Source organism: Micromonospora sp. NPDC085948 (assembly GCF_040686315.1).
GTDB lineage: Bacteria > Actinomycetota > Actinomycetes > Mycobacteriales > Micromonosporaceae > Micromonospora.
In genome coordinates, this window is record NZ_JBFBJW010000005.1 from 408,047 (window position 1) to 428,552 (window position 20,506).

Annotated in this window: 18 protein-coding genes; 12 read left to right on the top strand and 6 right to left on the bottom strand. The window is 70.6% G+C overall.

The genetic code is table 11. From position 1 onward, the window contains the following. Positions 1 to 102 precede the first annotated feature (102 nt). The 5 genes from AB0O48_RS16840 (at position 103) to AB0O48_RS16860 (ending at position 6,275) form a co-directional block, all read left to right on the top strand. The gene (locus tag AB0O48_RS16840; protein ID WP_357240295.1) at positions 103 to 627 is read left to right on the top strand and encodes a SigE family RNA polymerase sigma factor; all 525 of its coding nucleotides are present in this window, start codon (positions 103 to 105) and stop codon (positions 625 to 627) included. After that, positions 624 to 1,829: a hypothetical protein gene (locus AB0O48_RS16845; protein WP_365066478.1), complete on the top strand. Its 1,206-nt coding sequence runs from the start codon at positions 624 to 626 to the stop codon at positions 1,827 to 1,829. The genes AB0O48_RS16840 and AB0O48_RS16845 overlap by 4 nt, the downstream gene beginning before the upstream one ends. Positions 1,830 to 1,969: 140 nt before the next feature. Further along, the gene (locus AB0O48_RS16850; protein WP_357240301.1) at positions 1,970 to 2,935 is read left to right on the top strand and encodes a hypothetical protein; all 966 of its coding nucleotides are present in this window, start codon (positions 1,970 to 1,972) and stop codon (positions 2,933 to 2,935) included. Positions 2,936 to 3,063: 128 nt separating this feature from the next. After that, the gene (locus tag AB0O48_RS16855) at positions 3,064 to 3,801 is read left to right on the top strand and encodes an ABC transporter ATP-binding protein (RefSeq protein WP_365066482.1); all 738 of its coding nucleotides are present in this window, start codon (positions 3,064 to 3,066) and stop codon (positions 3,799 to 3,801) included. Continuing rightward, on the top strand, positions 3,795 to 6,275 hold the full coding sequence (locus AB0O48_RS16860; RefSeq protein ID WP_365066485.1) for an FtsX-like permease family protein: 2,481 nt from the start codon (positions 3,795 to 3,797) through the stop codon (positions 6,273 to 6,275). Before AB0O48_RS16855 ends, AB0O48_RS16860 begins: the two co-directional genes overlap by 7 nt. Positions 6,276 to 6,416: 141 nt before the next feature. Here AB0O48_RS16860 and AB0O48_RS16865 read toward each other — a convergent pair whose 3' ends face one another. Beyond that, positions 6,417 to 6,881 (bottom strand): hypothetical protein, encoded by a 465-nt coding sequence (locus tag AB0O48_RS16865; protein ID WP_357570436.1) that lies wholly within the window; start codon positions 6,879 to 6,881, stop codon positions 6,417 to 6,419. Between the two features lie 379 nt (positions 6,882 to 7,260). Continuing rightward, positions 7,261 to 7,464: a cold-shock protein gene (locus tag AB0O48_RS16870; protein ID WP_357240313.1), complete on the bottom strand. Its 204-nt coding sequence runs from the start codon at positions 7,462 to 7,464 to the stop codon at positions 7,261 to 7,263. Between the two features lie 591 nt (positions 7,465 to 8,055). Here AB0O48_RS16870 and AB0O48_RS16875 point away from each other — a divergent pair. Next, the gene (locus AB0O48_RS16875) at positions 8,056 to 8,748 is read left to right on the top strand and encodes a response regulator transcription factor (protein ID WP_357240316.1); all 693 of its coding nucleotides are present in this window, start codon (positions 8,056 to 8,058) and stop codon (positions 8,746 to 8,748) included. Between the two features lie 74 nt (positions 8,749 to 8,822). After that, positions 8,823 to 10,196, top strand: coding sequence for an ATP-binding protein (locus AB0O48_RS16880; RefSeq protein ID WP_357570437.1), 1,374 nt, complete (start codon positions 8,823 to 8,825; stop codon positions 10,194 to 10,196). Between the two features lie 204 nt (positions 10,197 to 10,400). Here AB0O48_RS16880 and AB0O48_RS16885 read toward each other — a convergent pair whose 3' ends face one another. Next, on the bottom strand, positions 10,401 to 12,545 hold the full coding sequence (locus tag AB0O48_RS16885; protein ID WP_365066491.1) for an MMPL family transporter: 2,145 nt from the start codon (positions 12,543 to 12,545) through the stop codon (positions 10,401 to 10,403). Between the two features lie 291 nt (positions 12,546 to 12,836). Here AB0O48_RS16885 and AB0O48_RS16890 point away from each other — a divergent pair, with 291 nt between their 5' ends. Further along, the gene (locus tag AB0O48_RS16890) at positions 12,837 to 13,544 is read left to right on the top strand and encodes an SDR family oxidoreductase (RefSeq protein ID WP_365066493.1); all 708 of its coding nucleotides are present in this window, start codon (positions 12,837 to 12,839) and stop codon (positions 13,542 to 13,544) included. 38 nt (positions 13,545 to 13,582) lie between these two features. On the opposite strand, the gene AB0O48_RS16895 is transcribed toward AB0O48_RS16890, so the two are convergent. The 3 genes from AB0O48_RS16895 to AB0O48_RS16905 all read right to left on the bottom strand — a co-directional run bounded on the left by AB0O48_RS16895 (position 13,583) and on the right by AB0O48_RS16905 (position 15,879). Then, positions 13,583 to 13,918, bottom strand: coding sequence for a hypothetical protein (locus AB0O48_RS16895; protein ID WP_365066496.1), 336 nt, complete (start codon positions 13,916 to 13,918; stop codon positions 13,583 to 13,585). Between the two features lie 75 nt (positions 13,919 to 13,993). Further along, positions 13,994 to 14,635: a response regulator transcription factor gene (locus AB0O48_RS16900; protein ID WP_357240673.1), complete on the bottom strand. Its 642-nt coding sequence runs from the start codon at positions 14,633 to 14,635 to the stop codon at positions 13,994 to 13,996. A 17-nt stretch (positions 14,636 to 14,652) separates the two neighbouring features. Further along, positions 14,653 to 15,879, bottom strand: a complete 1,227-nt coding sequence (locus AB0O48_RS16905) for a histidine kinase (RefSeq protein WP_357240328.1) — start codon at positions 15,877 to 15,879, stop codon at positions 14,653 to 14,655. Between the two features lie 108 nt (positions 15,880 to 15,987). Between AB0O48_RS16905 and AB0O48_RS16910 the strand changes: the two genes are divergently transcribed. The 4 genes from AB0O48_RS16910 to AB0O48_RS16925 all read left to right on the top strand — a co-directional run bounded on the left by AB0O48_RS16910 (position 15,988) and on the right by AB0O48_RS16925 (position 20,410). Further along, complete coding sequence (locus AB0O48_RS16910) at positions 15,988 to 16,722, top strand: ABC transporter ATP-binding protein (RefSeq protein ID WP_357240331.1); 735 nt, start codon at positions 15,988 to 15,990, stop codon at positions 16,720 to 16,722. Continuing rightward, complete coding sequence (locus AB0O48_RS16915) at positions 16,722 to 18,626, top strand: FtsX-like permease family protein (RefSeq protein ID WP_357570442.1); 1,905 nt, start codon at positions 16,722 to 16,724, stop codon at positions 18,624 to 18,626. Before AB0O48_RS16910 ends, AB0O48_RS16915 begins: the two co-directional genes overlap by 1 nt. Before the next feature lie 412 nt (positions 18,627 to 19,038). Then, complete coding sequence (locus AB0O48_RS16920) at positions 19,039 to 19,917, top strand: hypothetical protein (RefSeq protein ID WP_357240336.1); 879 nt, start codon at positions 19,039 to 19,041, stop codon at positions 19,915 to 19,917. Further along, the gene (locus AB0O48_RS16925) at positions 19,910 to 20,410 is read left to right on the top strand and encodes a SigE family RNA polymerase sigma factor (protein ID WP_357240339.1); all 501 of its coding nucleotides are present in this window, start codon (positions 19,910 to 19,912) and stop codon (positions 20,408 to 20,410) included. The genes AB0O48_RS16920 and AB0O48_RS16925 overlap by 8 nt, the downstream gene beginning before the upstream one ends. The last annotated feature ends 96 nt before the right edge of the window (positions 20,411 to 20,506 follow it).

Here is a 20,506-nt window from a genome sequence, read left to right on the forward strand (position 1 = left end):
TGAGATCGTGCTCGTCCGAGGGCAGGCGGCGCTGTCTTGGCCGGCAAAGCAGCAGCCACCGCGGGGCTGGCGTTGTTATCGGTATGAGGGATAGGTACACCCATGGACGCTGACCTCGACCGGGAGTTCAGCGATTTCGTCGCGGCCCGCTCGCACGCCCTGTTCCGGACCGCGCTCGCCCTGACTGGGCACCGTCAGCAGGCCGAGGATCTACTCCAGACGGTACTGACCAAGGGCGCCCGACACTGGGGGCGGATCCGCACCGGAAACCCAGAGGCGTACCTGCGCACCGCGCTGTACCGCCAGCAGACGAGTTGGTGGCGCAGCCTCCGCCGGGGGCGCGAGGTCAGCGCTGAACAGGTGCCGGAGGTCGCGACGACGGGCGACGCCACCGCCACCGTCGACCTCAACCTGGCGCTCAGGCAGGCGTTGGCGCAGCTCGCGCCCAAACACCGGGCGGTGCTTGTGCTGCGCTACTTCGAAGACCGGCCGGACAGCGAGATCGCGGAGATTCTGGGCTGCACCCAATCCACGGTACGCAGCCAGGCCGCACGGGCTCTCGCCCGGCTGCGCGAACTCTGTCCCAGGCTCGACATCCTCGCCACGAAGGAGGCGGTAGACCGATGAACCAGCACCTCACCAGAGCGCTCCGGACCGCATTCGAGGAACTGGCCGAGACCGCGCCGGCGCCGGTCGGGCTGGCCCAGGCCGCACTGGTCAGCGCCCGCCGGCAACGGGTCACCCGGCAGGCCGTCGGCGGTGGCTTCGCCGCGGCGATCTGCGCCGCGCTGATCGGCGTGGTCGCCGTCGTCGCCCCGATCAGCGGTACGGCCGGCGACCAGTTCGCCGATAACGGGCTGAGGCCACTCGTGGTGACCGCGTACAGCGGCATCCGCGATCCGAAAATCGATGATCCGAGCCCGAACTTTCTGTACTCGCTCCTACTGAACGCGAAGACCGGCCGGTACGACCGGGTGCCGTACCGGTATGCCATGCCATCCCCGGACGGCAGCCAGGTGCTGGTCGCGACGGGCGACAACAGTCAGCGCTATCCCACCCGGGCGGGCGTACTTGACCGGACCAGCGGGAACGTACGGTGGATCGCCGAACTCGGCAGAACCAGCCACGCCCACTTCCCCGGCTATTCGACCGACGGGCGCTGGTCGCCGGACGGGCAGCGCATCCTCTTCACCCACCTGCCGCGCACGGGTACGCCCGGCTTCGTGCTGGTGGATTCGGAGACGCTCACGACAACGTTCGTCCCACTGCCCGACCTGGCCGAGCAGAACGACCAGGCCACCGGCCTGATCTGGACGCCGGACAGTAACGGGCTCGCGCTGACGCTCTCCAAATCTCTCGATGAGCCCACGGTGACCGGGATCCGCATCTACGACCTGGCTGGCAAAGTGGTGCGTACCGTTCCCGTCAGCGGCGGCCAGCTGGACGACGTCAGCTTCTTTCCGGACGGCGGGCAACTGGCGCTGTCGCCGTACTCCGATGGGGTGCGGCAGACCTCGGTCACGGTGGTCGATCCGGTCACCGGGGCGGTCCAGCACAGCGTCAAGGTGCCCCTTGCCGGCAGCCTGATCGGCTGGACGGACGACCAGCACCTGCTGATCCGCGTCTACCACGACGCGGGCGGGATACCGGCATCGGACCAGCCCGCCCCAGCCCTCGGACCAGGTGATGACGAGTACGACCGCCTGCTCGTGGTCGACCTGACCGGTCGGGTGACCCACTCGATGCACCTACCGGCCGAGGAGGCCGACCACCTCTTCATCGGCTCCTCCGCCGGCCTGCCGAGCAGCGCCGCGAAGATCACCTTCTGAGCCGTGCTGGACCTCGCCACCGTCAACGAAGTCGGCCAGACCAGCTGACAACGGTACGGGGCGGGTCGGGTCACTTCGGCGCGGCCCGCCCCGTACCGCCCATCTGCAACACCCCCTGGCCCATCCCCCTGGAGCCTTCTATGCGCCCTCGCGTGATTATGGTGTTCGCTGTCGCGGCGATCGTTTTCGGCGGGGTCCTGCTGGTCCCTGCCGCGTACGCCAGACTCGCCACCACCCCCGATCCGACCGACTCCGCATCCGCCACCCCCACCACCCCGCCGCCCGCGCTGACCCCGCCACCGCCGCCGACCCTGGCCGCCGCACCGATATCGGTGCCGGTGGACGGCTTCTTCGCGTGGGCACTGCTGGACCGCGAGAGCGGGCAGACCGCCGGCTCGGCCAACAGTGCCAAGTCGACCAACTCCACCGAATCGATGATCAAGGTTTGGATCGTCGCGGACTTCCTGCGCCGAACGGCGGAGGCGAACAAGACGCCCTCGAACGAACGCCTGAAACAGGCCAGCCAAGCGATCCGCTACAGCTCCAACGACTCGGCCGAAGCGCTCTACAACGCTGGCGGTCGCACAGCGGTGATCAGACGGATGATCAGCCTGTGCCGGTTGACCAAGACGAGGCCGGGCACCATGCCTGGCTACGCGGGCTGGTGGAGCTTCACCGAGATGACCGCCCAAGACGCGGTACGAATGGGCGAGTGTGTCAAGAGCGGCAAGGCCGCGGGTCCCAAATGGACCGACTGGTTGCTCAAGGAGATGCGCAACGTCTGGGGCACCACCGCCAAGAAGGATCAGCAGGAGGCGCGAGAGGGTGGCCGGTGGGGCATCATCGACGGCTTACCGATGGAGATGCTCGAGAAGGACCCGGTCAGCATCAAGAACGGCTGGACCTCGCTCGACTATGACGGCAACTGGCACGTCAACTGTCTGGCCATCACCAACAACTGGGTACTCGCGGTGCAGGTGCGCTACCCGGACCAGCACGGTCTCGACTACGGCGCACGCGTCTGTGCGCGCGTCGCCGCCCAACTGGTGACCCCGCGACCGGGTGCCGCGCTGAACGTGCCCCGACCCCAGACCGGAGGGGTCTGACCGTTCCATCCACGAAGGGGCACCGGCGTCTCCCAACACGGGTGCCCCTTCCCCGTTTCGCTGGCACTACCCCAGAGACTCGCTCCCCCGAGGCTGTGCGCAGCCTCGTCGTACACCAAGGTTGCACCATGACCCGTGACGCGATCCGGCTCCGCAACGTCACCCGCACCTATGGCGCGGGCGACGGGGCGGTGACCGCACTGAACGACCTCTCCCTGTCCTTCACCGAGGGCACCTTCACCGCCGTCATGGGTCCCTCCGGATCGGGCAAGTCAACGCTGCTGCAGTGCGCGGCCGGCCTGGACCGGCCGACCTCCGGCGCGGTGCTGCTCGGCGAGACGGACCTGACGACGCTCAACGAGACGAAGCTGACCCTGCTGCGCCGCGAGCGCATCGGCTTCGTGTTCCAGTCCTTCAACCTCCTGCCGGCGCTGACCGCCGAGCAGAACGTGGCGCTTCCGTTGCGGCTGGCCGGGCGCCGGCCCGGCCGCTCGCAGGTGCAGGACGTACTGGCCCAGGTCGGGCTCGCGGGCCGGGCCAAGCACCGGCCGGGCGAGATGTCCGGCGGCCAGCAGCAGCGCGTCGCGATCGCCCGGGCGCTGATCACCCAGCCCGAGGTGCTCTTCGCCGACGAGCCCACCGGCGCGCTGGACTCCACCACCAGCCGCGAGGTCCTGACGATGCTGCGGTCCATGGTGGACGAGCAGCGGCAGACCATCGTGATGGTCACGCACGACCCGGTCGCCGCGTCGTACGCCGACCGTGTCGTCTTCCTCGCCGACGGCCACCTCAACGGCGAGCTCGAGGCGCCCACGGCCGAGGCCGTCGCCGCCCGGATGACCCAGATGGAGACCGTCGCGTGCTGACCGTGACCCTCAGCACCCTGCGGTCCCGCTGGGTGACGCTCGTCGGCACGTTCGTCGCGCTGGCGCTGGGCGTGGCGCTGATCGCCACGATGGGCCTCGGGCTCGCGTCGACCCTCGACGCCCCCGACCAGAAGCCCGAGCGCTTCGCCGGAGCGCCGGTCGTGGTGCGTGGCGCCGACGTGCTGCGGGTGCCCTCGCCGATCGGTGACCGCACCCAGCCCCTCGCCCAACCGCGCGGCGTCGCGCCCGAGGTCGCCACGGCGCTCGCCGCGAAGGTCCCCACGGTCGCCGACCGGTCGTTCCCCGTACGCGTGGCCGGACCCGACGGCGACGACGCCGGCCTCGTCGGGCACCCGTGGTCGATCGCCGCATTCGGCGGATACCGGCTGACCGCCGGGCACGAGCCCCGCGGGCCCGCCGAGGTGGCGCTGCCCGGCGACGCGTCCCTGGTCGGCACGGCGGTGCCGGTGCGTACCCCGGCCGGGCTGAGCACGCGTACGGTCGCCGGCGTGGTCGCGCCGGCCCGCTTCGAGGAGGCGATCTTCTTCGCCGACGCGGAGGCCGCCAAACTGTCGCCGCGCATCGACCACCTGGTCGTGCAGGCGGCGCCCGAGATGGTGCGTACGGTGCTCGGTGCCGGCTCGGACGTCCAGGTGCTCACCGGCAGCGACCGGCGCAAGGCCGACCCGGAGCCCGACCGCGACCGCGACGCCCTCATCGCCATGAACGCCCTGCTGGGCACCGCGGGCGGCGTCACCACGTTCGTGTCCGTCTTCGTGGTGGCGTCCACCTTCGCCTTCGCCGTCGCCCAGCGGCGCCGCGAGATCGGGCTGATGCGCACCGCCGGCGCCACCCCGCGGCAGGTGCGTTCGATGTTGTTCATGGAGGCGATGGTGGTGGGCGTGCTCGCCTCGGTCGCCGGGTGTGTGCTGGGCTCGTACGGCGCCCCGTGGCTCGCGAGCCTGCTCGTCGACGAACAGCTCGCACCCCCGTGGTTCACCATCGGGGCGTACACCTGGCCGTACCACGTGGCGTTCTGGACCGGGCTGCTCGTCGCGCTCGGCGGGGTCACGGTCGCCACGGTGCGGGCGGGGCGCATCCGTCCCGTCGAGGCGCTGCGGGAGGCCTCGGTGGACACCAGGGCCATGACGCTGGGGCGCTGGATCTTCGGGGCCGGCCTGCTCGCCACCGGGCTCGGCATGCTCGTCTGGCGGCTGCTCACCGACCCGGGCGAGGCGCTGCACCGCAAGACGTACACCACCCAGCCGATGCTGCTGATCACCGCGGTGGCGCTGCTCGCGCCGATCCTCGTGCGGCCGCTGACCCGGCTGCTCGCGTGGCTCCCGGCCCAACTGCCCGGCGCCACCGGCATGCTGGTGCGCGAGAACGCGGCCGCCGGCGTGCGGCGCACCGCGGCGATCGCGGCGCCCGTGCTGGTGACCGTGGCGCTGGCCGGCTCGCTGCTGGGTGCGACGGCGACCATCAACGAGGCGAAGGCGACCGAGATCCGGGAGCAGACCCGCGCCGACCTGATCGTGCAGGCCGACGACGCCGCCGGGGGTTTCGCCGCCCAGACGGTGGCGCAGGTCCGCCAGGTGCCCGGAGCCACGGTCATGGCCAGCGCCGCCACCGCCGTCTACCACCTCGAGGAGGGCACGGCGCTGATCCGCTCGGACGCGCAGGCCGTCGACCCGGGCGAGCTCACCGGGGCGCGCAAGCTGCCGGTGCGGGCCGGCGACATTGCCGACCTCGACGACAGCAGCATCGTCGTCAACGAGGAGTGGGCGCAGCACACCGTCGGCGAGCAGGTCGACGTGTGGCTCGGCGACGGCACCAGGACGTCGCTGCGGATCGCGGCCGTGATCGCCGCCGGCACCGGCAACAACGGCGTCTACGTGACCCCGCGTAACGCTCCCGGGGTTCCGCCGGACCGGCTGGAGGTCACCTGGGCCGCGGGCACCGACGCGAGCGCCGGGACCGCGGCGGTCCGGGCCGCCCTGCAGCCCACCGCCGCGGGTGTGCAGACCCGGGCGGAGTGGATCCGGTCGGAGTACCCGAGCAACAGCCGGCAGACCCGCGTCGGCTACCTGGTGGTGCTCGGCATCGCGCTGATCTACACCGGCATCGCGCTGGGCAACACCATGGTGATGGCCACCTCGGACCGGGTACGCGACCTCGCGGTGCTGCGCCTCGCCGGTGCGACGAAGCGGCAGATCCTCATCCTGGTCGCCGTGGAGGCGATGACCGTCGTGGTGGTCGGCGCGGTGCTCGGCACGATCGTGACGGCGGTCAACATCCTGGGCATCTGGGGCTCACTGGCCGCCCTGTCGGTCTGGTCCAGCGTGGTGCTGCCCTGGCAGACGCTCGCGGCGACGCTGGGGGCGTGCGTGGTGGTCGCCGTGGTCGCCTCCGTGCTCCCCGCCGCCGGCGCGCTGCGCACCCGCCCGGTGGAGCTGGCCGGCGCCCGTGAGTGAACGCCGCCGCCCGGCCCCGACCCCCAGGCAACCAACAGGGCGTGCTGACCTGCGCCCTCATGAGCACCTAGCTGCGGAAGCCTTCCACCGGAGTCATAGGCGTCCACCGCTGCTCGTTCCCTTCGTCACCCAGATAGTCACTCAGCCGTTGCTGGGACTAGAGATTCCTCGTTCCGCAAAGGACGCAGCGACGTCGTCGAAGACCCTGACGGCAAGCTCCGGCTGCGCGACGGCATCCGACAGTGGTAGCTCCAGCTGGGGGTCGTACCCGGGTAGGCCCGTGACCGCCTGGACGGCTTCGCCGATCCGATACATCGCCGTGACGATCGCCCGGGCATCTCCACCTCGGTACCAGTAGGGAACCGTGATCCCAGCCTCTTCTGCGTAGTAGCTGACCTGGATACCGGTCGGCTCGTGAGTCAGCTCGTAGTTGTGGGCCCCCTCGAAGACGGAGACCTCACCGAGCACCTGCCGCGCCGCCGCCACCAGTCGGGCCCAAGCCTCGCCGCTTGGACGCTCGTCGGTGTCGGCCGCCTCGGCCGCCTCCAACGCGTCATCCCAGGACTGGTCGTCGCTTCGGGGCACGAAGATCAGGTCATAGCTCATGGCGATGGACCGTACATCCCACTGGGCTCTCCGGGGAGGGGTGCCGCACCGTCAGTTTGTCCCCGACGACTCTGTCGCGCCGTCCGTGCCGTGCGTGAAAATCGGCGGTGGTCGCCCGCCGACGTCGAGGTTCCTTGGACCTTCGAGTCCGTCAGTTTGTCTGCGCACCGCCACTATTCCCAGCACGGTAGCGACCAGAACGGCCAGCACGAACAGGACCTCGAACATATGGTCGGGGTACGGGGGCCATCGTTGTTGAAGTCGATCGAGTAGATGCAGTCGGTCGGCCCCGTTAGTGCCGAGACACAGCAACGTCGGTTGGCTAAACGCCAAACGGCGGCCCGCTGAACCAGTCGGGCCGCCGCTCACAGAATGTGGATCAGAGCGGGCGGATGTTCTCCGCCTGCGGGCCCTTCTGGCCCTGGGTGACGTCGAACTCCACCTTCTGATTCTCGTCGAGGCTGCGGAAGCCGCTTGCCGAGATCGCAGAGAAGTGGGCGAAGACGTCGACGCCGCCGTCGTCCGGGCTGATGAAGCCGAAGCCCTTGTCGGCGTTGAACCACTTCACGGTACCTGTAGTCATGTCTGCTCCTCGCAGGCTGTCAGAGACCGCAATGTGCGGACCCTTACGCCGCCGCGTTGATCACCCGCGTCGAATCGACACGAAAAACGAAAAGCGCCTAGATGGGTTTCAGATACCCCATCAGGCGCCGGATAACGTCTACGGAAATCAAAACTGCAACTCGGCTACCGTAGCACATCCGTCGCCGATCCCACGGCAGCGCGTGGGCCTGGCCCCTCATCTGCTTGCCCATCCCGCTCGGACGGCACGTTGACCGGGTAAAAAGCGCCGATTCGTCAGCGCACCAGACGCGCTCCACTTCGGATCCGCCGAAGAGGTATCCACGGAGGATGCGATGCTCGCCTGCGCGCCGCCGGAACGCCGATCGTCAGCGCCCTGGCCCACCCCGGTCTCACCCGCACCAACCTGACTCCGCGTGCCTGGGAACACCGTGGCCGATTCGGGCGACTGATCGCGTCGGCCGGCCTGCTGTCAACTCAGCCGGTGGCGCAGGGCGCGCTGCCGGCGAGAGTGGCGACGGTTCTAATCCTGGCTTCAGGTTGATCAGGGAGGATGAGCGGCAAAGCATCGACTGGAAGGGGGCGCGCCGGCGTGCGGATCATGATCGCGGATGATGACGCGGCCATCCGTGAGTCGCTGGAGCGGGTTCTCCAGGTCGAGGGTTACGACACCAGCACCGTCGCCAACGGTCTCGCCGTGCTCGACGGGGTCGGTGGGGCCGGCGGTGACGCACTGGATCTGCTGATCCTCGACGTGATGATGCCTCGCCTCGGCGGGTTGGAGACGTGCCGGCGGTTGCGGGCGGCGGGTCGGGATCTGCCGGTGCTGATGCTGACCGCCCGGGATCAGGTCTCCGACCGGGTCGCGGGGCTGGACGCGGGCGCTGACGACTACCTGCCCAAGCCGTTCGCCACCGAGGAGTTGCTGGCCCGGGTGCGGGCCCTGCTGCGCCGGCGCACGCCGGCCGACGGGGAGTCGCAGGTCCTGTCGTTCGCCGATGTCCGGGTCGATCCCGACAGGTTCGAGGCGTGGCGTGGCGGGCGCCCGCTGCGCTTGACCCGGACCGAGTTCTCCCTCCTGGAGGTCCTCGTGCGCAACGCGACCCGGGTGTTGACCCGCGACGCGCTGTTCGAGGCGATCTGGGGCTTCGACATGAGCGCTACCGCCAACAACCTCCAGGTGTATGTGAGCTACCTGCGCCGCAAGATGGAGGCCGAGGGTGAGCCGCGATTGATCTACACGCTGCGCGGCCTGGGATACACGTTGCGCGAGACTCCTCCGTGAGCAGGCCCGCCGGCCGGGTACCGCGCCGGCTGACCCGATGGTGGCGCCGGCGGTCCCTGCGGACCAGGCTGACGGTGATCGCGGCGACGGCCATCGCGGTCAGCGTGTTCATGGCCTTCCAGGTGGCCAGCGAGCTGCTGGACTGGGAGCTGCGGGACACCGCCGAGGGTCAGCTACGCGCCGACTCCCGCGTCCTGGCGACGGACGCGGAGCGCGCCGGTGTGGCGCAGGTTCAGCTACCGCCGTATCCCGGGTCCGGTCGGCTGGTACGGGTCATCCTGCCCGACGGCTCGACCCGGACGCCGGTCGGCCAACCCGCGCTGCCTCCGGTCAGCGGGCACGCCGGGCGCGTGGCGCAGGGCGCGTCGGCCGACCTGATGGAGACGAACGACAGCGACGAGGACGGCTACCACATTTACACACTGCGGGCGGGCGACGGCGCGGTCCAGGTGGCCCGCGTGGCCGACGACAGCCCGATCAACCGGTTCGGGTTCGGGATGTTGGTGATCGGGCTGCTCTGCGTGGTTGGCGGCGCCCTTGTCGGGCGGACCGTGGCGCGGGCCGGGCTGGCACCGATCGACCGGCTGACTGCCGCAGCGGTACGTGTCGCGCACACCCGGGTTCTCGACGCCGACATCCCGGCTGAGGGCGGTGGGGAGATCCGGAGGCTGATCCAGTCGATCAACGAGATGCTCGCCGCGCTCCGGGACTCCCGGCGGGCCCAGCGGCTGCTCGCCGAGGACGCCGCCCACGAGCTCAAGACCCCGCTCACCAGCCTGCGCCTCAACGTCGAGCTGCTGATCCGGCTCGATCGGCGCGGCACCCTGGACAACGCACTCTCGGCGGAGAGTCGGACCCGGTTGCTCAACGATCTCGGCGCCCAGGTGGCCGAGTTGAGCACCCTTGCTACCGAGCTGACCGAGGTGGCGCGCGGTGACGTCAGCGACGAGAGCACCGAGCTGCTCGACCTCGCCGACGTGGTGGTGGCCGCCGCGACCCGGGCGCGTTCCCGCGTGCCTGACATCGAGGTCGCGCTCGACGTGACCTCCGTGTGGGTGAGCGGGCGTCCCGCTGCGCTCCAGCGGGCGGTGCTCAACCTCATCGACAATGCCGGCAAGTGGTCCCCCGCGGACCAGCCGGTCCAGGTCCGGCTGCGTGCCGAGGGCGCGTCGGCGGTGCTCGAGGTCGACGACGCAGGGCCGGGCATCGACGCAGTCGACGTACCGCGGGTGTTCGACCGGTTCTACCGTGCCGACAGCGCCCGGGGGTTGCCGGGATCCGGTCTGGGGCTGTCGATCGTGCAGCGGGTCGTCAACGCCCACGGCGGCCGGGCCGCTGTCGCCCGTTCCACACGCGGTGGCGCGCTGCTTCGTGTCGACCTTCCGGCCGCGGCCCCGCCCGCCCCGATCGCGCGCCGCACCGCCGGGGAGGACACCGCGGCGCGTTGACCCCGTCCCGGCGGTGCGGCCCAGGACAAGAGACGGCCGCCTTCGGGCATGACCCCGCGCCGTTCACCTTCGGGGCCGGACACCACAGTGCGCGACCCCAGGCCAGGTGCGTCGCGCAGGACCGGAGGGCGGCGGCCGTCGGACCCACGAAAGGACACGGGACGGGCTGGGTGCCCGTCCCGGATCTCGTCCGTGCCGCCGCGCTCACCGTTTCAGCGCGGGCTCCTCCTCGCCGGCGAGCGTGTGTCGACCGATCGGTGGCCCTGCCGCTGCACGGGACAGCCGGCTCGGCCACCAGATCCGCCGGCCGATCAGGAGGGTGAGGGCGGGCACCAGGACCGACCGCACCAGCAGGGCGTCGAGCAGCACGCCGAAGGCGACCAGGAACCCGACCTGGATCAGCATCACCAGCGGGAGTGTGGCGAGGACCGCGAACGTGGCCGCCAGGACCAGCCCCGCCGAGGTGATGACGCCACCGGTGGCGGAGAGGGCTTTGAGCATGCCCTCTCGGGTGCCGAGCCGCACGGTTTCCTCCCGGGCCCGGCTGGCCAGGAAGATGTTGTAGTCGACGCCGAGCGCTACCAGGAACAGGAATGCCAGCAGCGGCACCGAATAGTCGATGCCCTCGAACCCGAGGATCGTGTCGAAGACGAACACGCTGCCGCCGAAGGCCGCCGCGAACGAGACGACCACGGTGGCCATCAGGACCAGCGGGGCCACGATCGCGCGCAGCAGCAGCCCGAGGACGATCAGGACGACGGCGAGCACCAGCGGGATCACCCGCTTCTCGTCGCGGCTGGTGGTCACCTCGGTGTCGAGGTTCTCCGCGCTCGGCCCGCCGACGATCGCCTCCGCCCCGCTCACCGCGTGCACAGCGGTGCGCACACGCTTGATCGTGTCGTACTCCGCGACGGTGTCCGGCGCGTCCGTCGGGAACACGGAGATGTCGGCCCAGCCACCCTTGGTCTGGCCCGGGATGGCCATGGCCACACCGCGGGTGCCCTTGACGATGTCGAGCACTCGCTCCTGGTACGCCGGCCGCGTGAAGATCGTCATCGGCTGGCCGCCGAGCTCCGGGAAGTGCTGGCGGAGAACGGTGAAGCCGGTGACCGACTCCGGCGCGGACAGGAACTGGTCCTGCTCCCGCAGGGCGCCGGTATTGCCCCCCAGCCCGAGGGCGAGCACGCCGAGGACTCCGAGCGAGCCGAGCGTCGCCACCCACCGTCGGCGGCTGATGGCGGTGCCAAGCCGTCCCCACAGCCCCGGCTTCTGCTCCACAGCCGTGCTGAACCGCGGGATGGCCGGCCAGAAGATCCGCCTGCCGAGCACCACGAGCACCGCCGGGAACAGCGTCAGCATGGCCACCAGCGCGCACAGGATGCCGGCCGCGCCGATCGGGCCCAACCCGCTGGTGCTGTTCAGGTCCGCGACGAGCAGGCAGAGCAGGCCGGCGATCACGGTGGCCGCGGACGCGACGATGGCCGGCGCCGCGCCGCGTAGCGCGTGGACCATCGCAACCCTGACGTTCTCGTGGTGGTGCAGTGCCTCCCGATACCGAGCGATGAGCAACAGCGCGTAGTCCGTGCCGACGCCGAAAACCAGGATCGTCAGCAGCGCCGAATTCTGGTCGTTGACCACGATGCCGAAGCCCTTGACGAGCAGGTAGACGGTCGCCATCGCGGTCAGTGCGGCCGCGCCCACGACCACGAGCGGGATGAACCACAACACCGGGCTTCGGTAGGTGAGGATGAGCAAGAGCGTGACGACGACGACGGTGGTGAGGAAGACCTGCAGGTCGATGCCGTCGAAGACAGCGTCCATGTCACCGTCGATCGCGGCCGGGCCGGTCACGTCGAGTTCCAGGCCGGTGGGGCGGTCCTTCGCGGCGTCACGCAACGGGCCGACGATGGCCTCCGGTGCGCCGTAGGTCGTGCTCACGTCGAGGGTGAACATCATCGCCTTGCCGTCGGTGGAGAGTCTCGTCGCCGGACCCTCGTCGTCCTCGCCGGCCGCCACCTTCGGCGGGTACCGCTCGGCGAGGGTGTTGTGGTGGCGCTCGACCGTCGCGCGGTCGGCGTCGGTCATCCCGCCGGCGCGGTGGTACACGAACACGAACGTGCTGTCCTCGCCGCCGGGGAGACTGTCCTCCAGCATCGCCACCTTGGTGGACTCGGCGCTGGCCGGCAGGGTGTCCACGGCTCTGTCGGTGGTGACCGAGCTCAACTTTCCGCTCAACGGCACCATCACCGCCGCCAGCGCCACCCATAGGCCAATCACCAACCACGGCACCCACCGGCCTGCCAACCGACCGGCCGGCGCCTCCCTGGGCGGCGCTGCGTTGACTGACATCAATAGCCTCCTGGCGGGTTGCGTCGCTTGTCTGAGGCCAACTTCGTACCGAGCGAATCTGAGACGACCGTTAATCCGGTGATCAGACCGGTCGGCAGGGCCCAGGCGACACAGCCGTCGGACCGGGTGAGCAACGCGGCAGGGCTCTCGTGCGGGTGTCGAACGGCGCTCCGGGAGTAGTACCGCGGTACCACCTCCCTCCCCTGAGCCGAGCGCCGCCGACACGGGCGAGCGTGATTCACCTCGCACAAGTTTGCCCCTGACGTCAACGTGAGGTTTTAGCGTGGCGATATGCACATCAACGGCTCAACAGCCCTCGTGACCGGAGCTAACCGCGGCCTCGGCAAGGCCTTCGCCGAGGCCCTCCTCGCCCGGGGCGCCACCGTCTATGCGACCGCCCGCCGCCTGGAAAGCATCGACATTCCCGGTGCCATCGCGCTCCAGCTGGACATCACGGATCCCGCGTCCATCGAGGCCGCCGCAGGAAAGGTGGGCGACCTCGACATCCTCATCAACAACGCCGGCACCTCCACCGAAGCCCCGCTGCTCGGCCCCTCCACGGAGAACATCCGCCGCGACCTCGACACCAACTTCTGGGGCACTCTCAACGTCACCCGCGCCTTCGCGCCCAGGCTGGCCGGCGGCGCCATCCTCAACGTCATCTCGGCGCTGAGCTGGTACACCTTCAGCCCCGGCAGCAACGGCTACGCCGCCTCCAAGGCCGCGGAGTGGTCCCTGACGAACGGCATCCGACTCGAGTTGGCCGACCAGAAGACTCTGGTCACCGCCTTGGCGCTGGCGATCGCCGACACGGACATGATGGCGGGCTTCGACATCCCCAAGCTCGCGCCCCACGAGGTGGTCGCCCAGGCCCTCGACGGACTGGAAGCAGGCAAGATCGAAGTCATCGCTGACAAGCCCACCGCCAACGTCAAGGCCTCCCTCTCCCGCGATCCCGCCGACTTCTACGCCGACATCACCGGCAATCTCTTCGCCTGACTTCACCGGTAATCCGCCTGCCGCAGTAAGCGGCCTGGTCAACGGGCGTACGCCCGGCGGTAGCCCGGATTCTCACGAAGCCGGGCTGCCGCCGGACCGCCGCAGGGGTGCGGACGTCGAGCGAAGCCATGAAGATCGTGCTCGACTTCGTGGTCTTGAAGCTGGCGCCTCCAACGGCCCTCGACCACCTCGCGTAGGTAACCCTCGCGGGCAGGGCGGATACACGCCTCGACGATGTCCTCATGGTTGTAGCCGTCATCGGCGGTCTCGTCGAGGAACCAGCGAATGCGCCACGCGTCGAGTGCTTCGACCGCGCGCCCGAGGACGGGATCGGTGACCAGGTCGACGTCGACTTCGACCAGCTCCATTTCCACGCCCCCGACGCACGCGGCACCCGCGGTCCGGCCGATCCGATGGCACGCCTGACAGGCGTGCTCGATCCCGTTCGGTCAGCCGCGAAGGTAGGTGAGAACGGCCGACACCCGGCGGTCCGAGTGCGGGTCGAGGGGGAGCTTGGCGAAGATGTTGCCGATGTGCTTGCGCACCGCGGCCTCGCTGACGAACAGCTTGCCGGCAATCGCGTGGTTGGTGTGGCCTTCGGCCATGAGCGCCAGCACCTCCAGTTCGCGTTCGGTGAGGCCGGCGAGCGGACCGTCGGTGTGCCGGCGGACGACGAGCTGGCGGACGACCTCGGCGTCGATGACCGTGCCGCCCGCGGCGACACGGTCGACGCTGTCGAGGAAGTCGCGTACGTGCCCGACCCGGTCCTTGAGCAGATAGCCGATGCCGCCGCCGGGGGCGGAGTCGAGCAGCTCGTCGGCGTAGGCGTCGGCGACATAGGCGGACAGCAGCAGGATCGCGATGCCGGGATGGGCGGCTCGGATGGTGGCCGCCGCGCGCAGGCCCTCGTCGGTGTGGGTGGGTGGCATGCGGATGTCGGTGACGACGAGGTCGGGGCGGCAGTTGGCCGCGTACGTGAGCAGGGCCGGCGCGTCTGCGACGGCCGCGACGATGTCGTGGCCAGCGCGTTCGAGGATTCGGACCAACCCTTCGCGGAGCAGGGCCGCGTCCTCGGCGACCACGATGCGCAGTGCCTTCGGCGGCGGCGTCAGTGGATCGGGCACGTCATCCTCACCTGGGTCGGGCCGCCGGCGGGGCTGGTGATGTGCAGGTCGCCGTCGAGGGCGTCGAGCCGGGCGCGCAGTCCGGCGAGGCCGGTGCCGGCCTGCGGGTCAGCGCCGCCGACGCCGTCGTCCACCACCGAGACGATGAGTGCGTGGTCCTCGGTCCACGCGTGCACCTGTGCCGATCGGGCCCGGGAGTGGCGGGCGACGTTGGTGAGGTTTTCGCTGACGAAGAAGTAGGCCGCGGCCTCGACGGCCGGGGGAAGCCGGCCGTCGAGGGCGAGATCGAGGTGGACCGGGACCGGTGACCGACCGGCGATCTCGTGCACGGCCGCGGCGAGACCATGGTCGGTCAGTACCTGGGGGTGGATGCCCCGGATCGTGGTGCGCAGGTCGGCGAGGGCCTGTTCGGCCTGCTGATGGGCCTCGCGCACGAGGTCGAGGCCGGGGCCGTCGGTCAGGTCCAGTTCGGCGCTGCCCAGTGTCATGGTCAGCGCGACGAGGCGCTGTTGGACGCCGTCGTGGAGATCGCGCTCGATCCGGCGGCGTTCGGTTTCGAACGCGTCGACCAGCCCGCTTCGGGAGCGGCGCAGCTGCTGGACCGCTTCGGCCAGTTGGGCTTCGGGCGGGTCCAGCAGGTGCCGCACCAGGGCGGCCTGGCCGCAGGCCAGCGCGGTGACCGCGTACGCCAGCAGGACGAGTGTGAGGATGCCGGCGAGCACCGCCAACCACGCCTCACCGGTGTTGCCCACCCGCCACCCGGCGACCTCGACCACGTCGTGACGGACCAGCACCGGAGCGAGGATCAGCACGACCGCAGCCGTCAGCAGCACCACCACCGCGGCGTCCACGAGCCAGAACAGCGTCACCAGCAGGACCGTGGCGCCCGTCTCCGGCCAGGCCACGCCGCCATGTTTCCGATCGCGCGGCGCAGGTAACCGGCTCACCGGCCGCCCGGGAAAGATCAGCTGGAGCCGGCGCCGCTCGCCCGCGGCGGCGAGGTGCGTGAGCGTCGGAAGGCCGGCGAGCACGAACAGTCCCGCGACCACCACGATCGTGGCCACGCCCACTGTGAGTACGACGAGCAGGAGGATCAGCCAGCCGAGACCGATGGGCACGGTGGTGGCCACGTACGCGAGTGAGCGCCACGGCCACACCGACGCCAGAAACCGCGTGGGGCGTCCCCGTACGGCTGTCCAGGCATCATCCACGTGCCCAACCCTACGGTTCGCACCGGCCGGGCGGGGTAGCGTGCGCGCTACCCCCGAAGTCGCGTCGAAGCCCGTGTGGTGGGCCGCGCCGGCAGGTGTACTCAGGGCATGAACCAGGCATCCCCGGCGGCCGTCACGCTCGACGGCCTCACCCGCACCTACCGCTCGCGCGCCGGCACGGTGCATGCGCTGCGCGGCGTCACCCATGTGTTCCAACGCGGCACGTTCACCGCGATCATGGGACCGTCCGGCTCCGGAAAATCCACCCTGCTGCAGCTCGCCGCGGGCCTCGACCGGCCGACCGGCGGGCGGGTGCTCGTCGGCGACACTCAGCTCGACAAGCTGGACGAGACCGCGCTGACCCGCTTCCGGCGCACGTCGATGGCGTTCGTCTTCCAGTCCTACAACCTTCTCGACGCGCTCACCGCGTTCGAAAACGTCGCGCTTCCCGCCCGCCTGGCCGGACGCCGTGTCGACCCGGCCGCCGTGCAGACCGCCCTGGCTCACGTCGGCCTTGCCGAACACGCCAGGCGCCGGCCATCGGAGCTGTCCGGCGGCCAGCAACAGCGGGTCGCGATCGCCCGGGCGCTGCACGGTCGGCCCGACGTCCTGTTCGCCGATGAACCCACCGGCGCCCTGGACCGCGGCACCGGACGCGACGTGCTGGAACTCCTGCGCTCGCTGGCCGACGGCGGCCAGAGCGTCGTCATGGTGACCCACGATCCACTGGCTGCCTCGTACGCGGACGCGGTGTTGTTCCTCGCCGACGGGCAGATCGTCGGTCACCTCACGCACGCCGACGCCGCTCAGATCGCCGCGACGATGACCGACTTGGAGCGATGATGCTGACTTTGAGCCGGCAGACGGTGCGCAGCTCATGGCGCGGCTACCTGGGCGCCTTCGTCGCGCTGCTGTTCGGCGTCGTCCTGATCGCCGTCACCGTGACGCTCCTCGGGAGCGTCGACGCCACCGGCGGCCGGCCCGGCGTCACCACCGACCAGCGCGCCCAACTCGACGACCTGGCCGCGGTGTTCGGGATGATGTCGGCGATCTCGGCGTTCATGGCGCTGTTCGTGGTCAGCAGCACGTTCGGCTTCGTCGTGGCCGGCCGCCGGCGCGAGCTCGGCCTGCTGCGCCTGGTCGGCGCGACGCCAGGGCAGGTGCGCCGGCTTCTGCTGGGCGAGTCCCTCGTCGTCGCGGCCGCGGCCACCACGGTTGGCGGTCTGCTCGGCACGGCGCTGGCCCCCGCCGTTCTCTGGCTGGTGGAGGCCATCGGGATCACCACGCTCGACCTTCGGGCGCCGCGCCCGTGGATCGCCTGGGCGGTCGCCGTGCCCACCGGTGCCGTGATCGCGCTCCTCGGGGTCTGGCGATCCTCGCGCCGCGCCGCCCGGATCGCCCCGAGCGCCGCCCTGCGGGAGGCCACGATCGAACGAACCCGGCCGAGCATTCTCCAGCTCGCCGTCGCGACGCTGTGCTTCGGCGGCCTGGTGGTGGTGGTCGTCGTCGTCGCCGAGATGCCGCCGCTGTTCGCCCTGATCGCCTCCATCCTGCTGCCCGAGGTGGTCGTGATTGGCCTGATGAGCATCGGCCACGCCGTCATCCCGCGGCTCGCCGCCCTGCTCGCCCGCCCGTTCGTCGCCCGGGACGTCACGGCCCGGATGGCCCGCGACGAGGTGCGTGCCGCCGCCCGCACCACCGCCGCGGTCGCCGCCCCGGTCGTGGCCATCTCCGCCATCGCCGGGTCGCTGCTGCTGTCCCTCAGCTTCCTCGCCGACTGGACGACCGCGCAGGACCGGGCCCGGCTGCGCGCACCGCTCGTCGTCGAGGCGGACAGTCCGGCCGCGGCGGCGGCGGTCGCGTCCGACAAGGCCGTCGCGATCGCCGACGTACGCCGGCAGGGCATGCTCCAGCGTGACGAGGAGGGCCGTCCCGGCGTGCGCGATCAGGTCGAGATCCTCGACCCCGTCACCGCCTCCGCCGCCCGGGGCCTGACCGCCACCCGCGGCACCCTCGACGACTTCCAGGGACGCGTGGTGGCGGTCACCGCCTCGGGGGTCATTGACGCCGGCGTCGGCCTGGGCGGCACTCTCCCGGTCTGGATCGCCGGCGAGCGGGTCCCGTTGCGGGTCGTCGCCGTCATCCCCGACGCACCCGACCTGTACGGCGATCTCGTCATCCCGGCCGGCCTGCTCCCGCCCGCAAGCGAACGTGCCACCGGGACGGTCTTCGTCCTACCGCGCGCCGACGCCGCCGCGGCGCGCGTCTCCCTCCAGCGCACCCTCGCCGGCACCGACAGCCGGATGCTCGACTCCGGCGACTGGATCGACGCCACCACGGCCCAGACCCGCCAGGCCAACAACCTCGGCCTCACCATCCTGCTCGGACCGGCCGGCCTCTACGCCGCCATCGCGATCGTCAACGCCACCCTCATCGGCGGATCCCAGCGGCGCCGGCAACGCGACCTGGTTCGGTTCCTCGGCGCGACCCCCGACCAGGTCCGGCGAGCAGCCATCTGGCAGGCCGCCCTCGTCGGCGGCACCGGCCTGCTGCTGGGCGGTGCCACCACCCTGCTGCTCGGCTGGCTCGTACGCCGCGCCATCACCGCCGACCTGGTCGGCGTCGCCGTGCCCATCACCATCCCATGGCTCCCGCTGCTCGGCATCGGCGTCACCTGCCTGCTGCTCACCGTGGCCGCAGCAGCGGCCGGTATCCGTACGCGCAAGGCTCCACATCTAGTGCTGTGACCACTAACGTTCACCGGGTTGTCGGTGGTGTTGTGGTTCCTCGCCCAGACGTTGTCGGAGCGAGCGACTTCCCACCGTCGTCGGCGGTGAGATTGGTCCACGCTCGGAGTTCCTGGCGGGTGCTGGGCTTGCCACGTCCGGCGCGCTGTTCCCGGCAAGCCGCACATCCCTTCAGATACGACGCCTAGCACTGGCGGGACGTGACGCGCCCGCCGCCCTTCCGCGGTAGCGGCCCCTGGCAGGGAAAACGTGACTCTGTGTCGCTGGGTGCGCGCGTTCTGAAGGCACCCCGGTCAGTCGACCGGGCGGCTGAGAATTCGCGCCGAAACCCGGTAACCAAATCGGCTGGCCAACTCGTCAGGTCAGTGACGGATCGCCACTGCCGGCGGTCGGCCGAGGAGGGACAACGGACATGGGCGACGTGCGTGGGCGTTTCCGGGACGACCTGGCCCAACATCCCGCCCCGCCACTGGGTGACCTGGTCCAGCAGTCGGTGGTGCAGGGCCGACGAATTCGTCGCCAGCGTCGCCTGGCGCAGTTCGGCGCCGGCGGATCGGCGTTGGCGATGCTGCTCGTGATCGGCCTGGCCGCCGGGCCGCTCGGCGTCGGAGCGGATGACGCCGGTCAGCCCGGGGGTCCGAACGTGGGTCTGCCGAGCGGATCGGTCGACACCGCCACGCCGTCCCCGGCTGGGTCCTCCGGTGGTGCTCCGGGCGGGTTCGAGCAGGGCGCCGGACGAGACCCCTTTCGATCAGTGTCGCCGACCCCGTCGACCACGGTGATCGACACGGTGAGGATCGGGGAGGGGCCGGACGGCGAACTGCTCACCACCACACCGCAGGGTGCCCTGGAACTGCTGACCCGGCTGCTGCCCGAGGGGAGGACCAGCGGCTATGCGAGTCTGGAGAGCAGCGGGGCGGGGCCCGGGATGCCGTACGTCCAGCTCTACCTGGACCGAGGCGACGGACCGGGCATGCTGCGGCTCGCCATCTACCGGGACCGCCTCGGCGGCGACCCCGCCCCGGGGACTGTGGAGCTGACCGAAGTACCCGACAACTGCGTGCAGAACCAGATGGTCACCGTGCACCACCGCGCTGGCCTCCAGGTTGATCTCACGATCTCCACCTGTCTGGTCTGGGACGCCAAGGGAACCGTGCCGGCACCGCCCGCCCTCTCCGTGAAGGAGGCGATCGAGATCGCCGCCAACCCGATCTGGGGAACGACACTACCGGCCGAGTACGTCATCAACGGGACCAAGAGGTTCCCGAAGCTGGCCCGGTCGAATGGCTGACGAAGACTTCGTGGAGTTCGCGCAGGCGGCCGCCGGCCGGCTGCGCGACGCCGCGTTCCTGATGTGCCGCGACTGGCATCTCGCGCAGGACCTCACCCAGACGACGCTGGCCAAGGTGTACGCCAACTGGAGGCGGGTCCGCCGGGCCGACGACCCCCACGCGTACGCCCGCAAGATCCTGCTGCGCTGCATGATCGACCAGCAACGGCGTCGCTCCAGCCGCGAGTTGGCGATGTCGGCGCCGCCGGAGCGGGGCGAGGAACACCCTGCCGAGCTGCGCATGACGTTGCTGGACGCGGTCGCCACCCTGCCACTACGGGACCGGGCGATCATCGTCCTGCGCTACTGGGACGACCTGAGCGTGGAGGCAACCGCCGAGGTTGTGGGCGTCTCCACCGCCGTCGTGAAGAGCCAGAGCATGCGCTCCCTCAACCGCCTGCGCGAGTTGCTCGGCGAGACCCGTTCCGAGCTGTTCGCCGAGGAACGCCATTGACCGGTCCCGTCTGCGGCCGGGGTGTGGCGGATCCCGATGGTGTCGAACCGTCGGCCGGCAACCGCCGCGTCGGTGCTGCGGCGGCGACGAAGGTGC

What these genes read in the sequence shown, in the direction of transcription:
- AB0O48_RS16840 (WP_357240295.1), top strand. Translation starts at nt 103, where the DNA reads ATGGACGCTGACCTCGACCGGGAGTTCAGCGATTTCGTCGCGGCCCGC.
- AB0O48_RS16890 (WP_365066493.1), top strand. Translation starts at nt 12,837, where the DNA reads ATGCACATCAACGGCTCAACAGCCCTCGTGACCGGAGCTAACCGCGGC.
- AB0O48_RS16850 (WP_357240301.1), top strand. Translation starts at nt 1,970, where the DNA reads ATGCGCCCTCGCGTGATTATGGTGTTCGCTGTCGCGGCGATCGTTTTC.
- AB0O48_RS16865 (WP_357570436.1), bottom strand. Translation starts at nt 6,881, where the DNA reads ATGAGCTATGACCTGATCTTCGTGCCCCGAAGCGACGACCAGTCCTGG.
- AB0O48_RS16920 (WP_357240336.1), top strand. Translation starts at nt 19,039, where the DNA reads ATGGGCGACGTGCGTGGGCGTTTCCGGGACGACCTGGCCCAACATCCC.
- AB0O48_RS16910 (WP_357240331.1), top strand. Translation starts at nt 15,988, where the DNA reads ATGAACCAGGCATCCCCGGCGGCCGTCACGCTCGACGGCCTCACCCGC.
- AB0O48_RS16870 (WP_357240313.1), bottom strand. Translation starts at nt 7,464, where the DNA reads ATGACTACAGGTACCGTGAAGTGGTTCAACGCCGACAAGGGCTTCGGC.
- AB0O48_RS16885 (WP_365066491.1), bottom strand. Translation starts at nt 12,545, where the DNA reads ATGTCAGTCAACGCAGCGCCGCCCAGGGAGGCGCCGGCCGGTCGGTTG.
- AB0O48_RS16855 (WP_365066482.1), top strand. Translation starts at nt 3,064, where the DNA reads ATGACCCGTGACGCGATCCGGCTCCGCAACGTCACCCGCACCTATGGC.
- AB0O48_RS16845 (WP_365066478.1), top strand. Translation starts at nt 624, where the DNA reads ATGAACCAGCACCTCACCAGAGCGCTCCGGACCGCATTCGAGGAACTG.
- AB0O48_RS16915 (WP_357570442.1), top strand. Translation starts at nt 16,722, where the DNA reads ATGCTGACTTTGAGCCGGCAGACGGTGCGCAGCTCATGGCGCGGCTAC.
- AB0O48_RS16925 (WP_357240339.1), top strand. Translation starts at nt 19,910, where the DNA reads ATGGCTGACGAAGACTTCGTGGAGTTCGCGCAGGCGGCCGCCGGCCGG.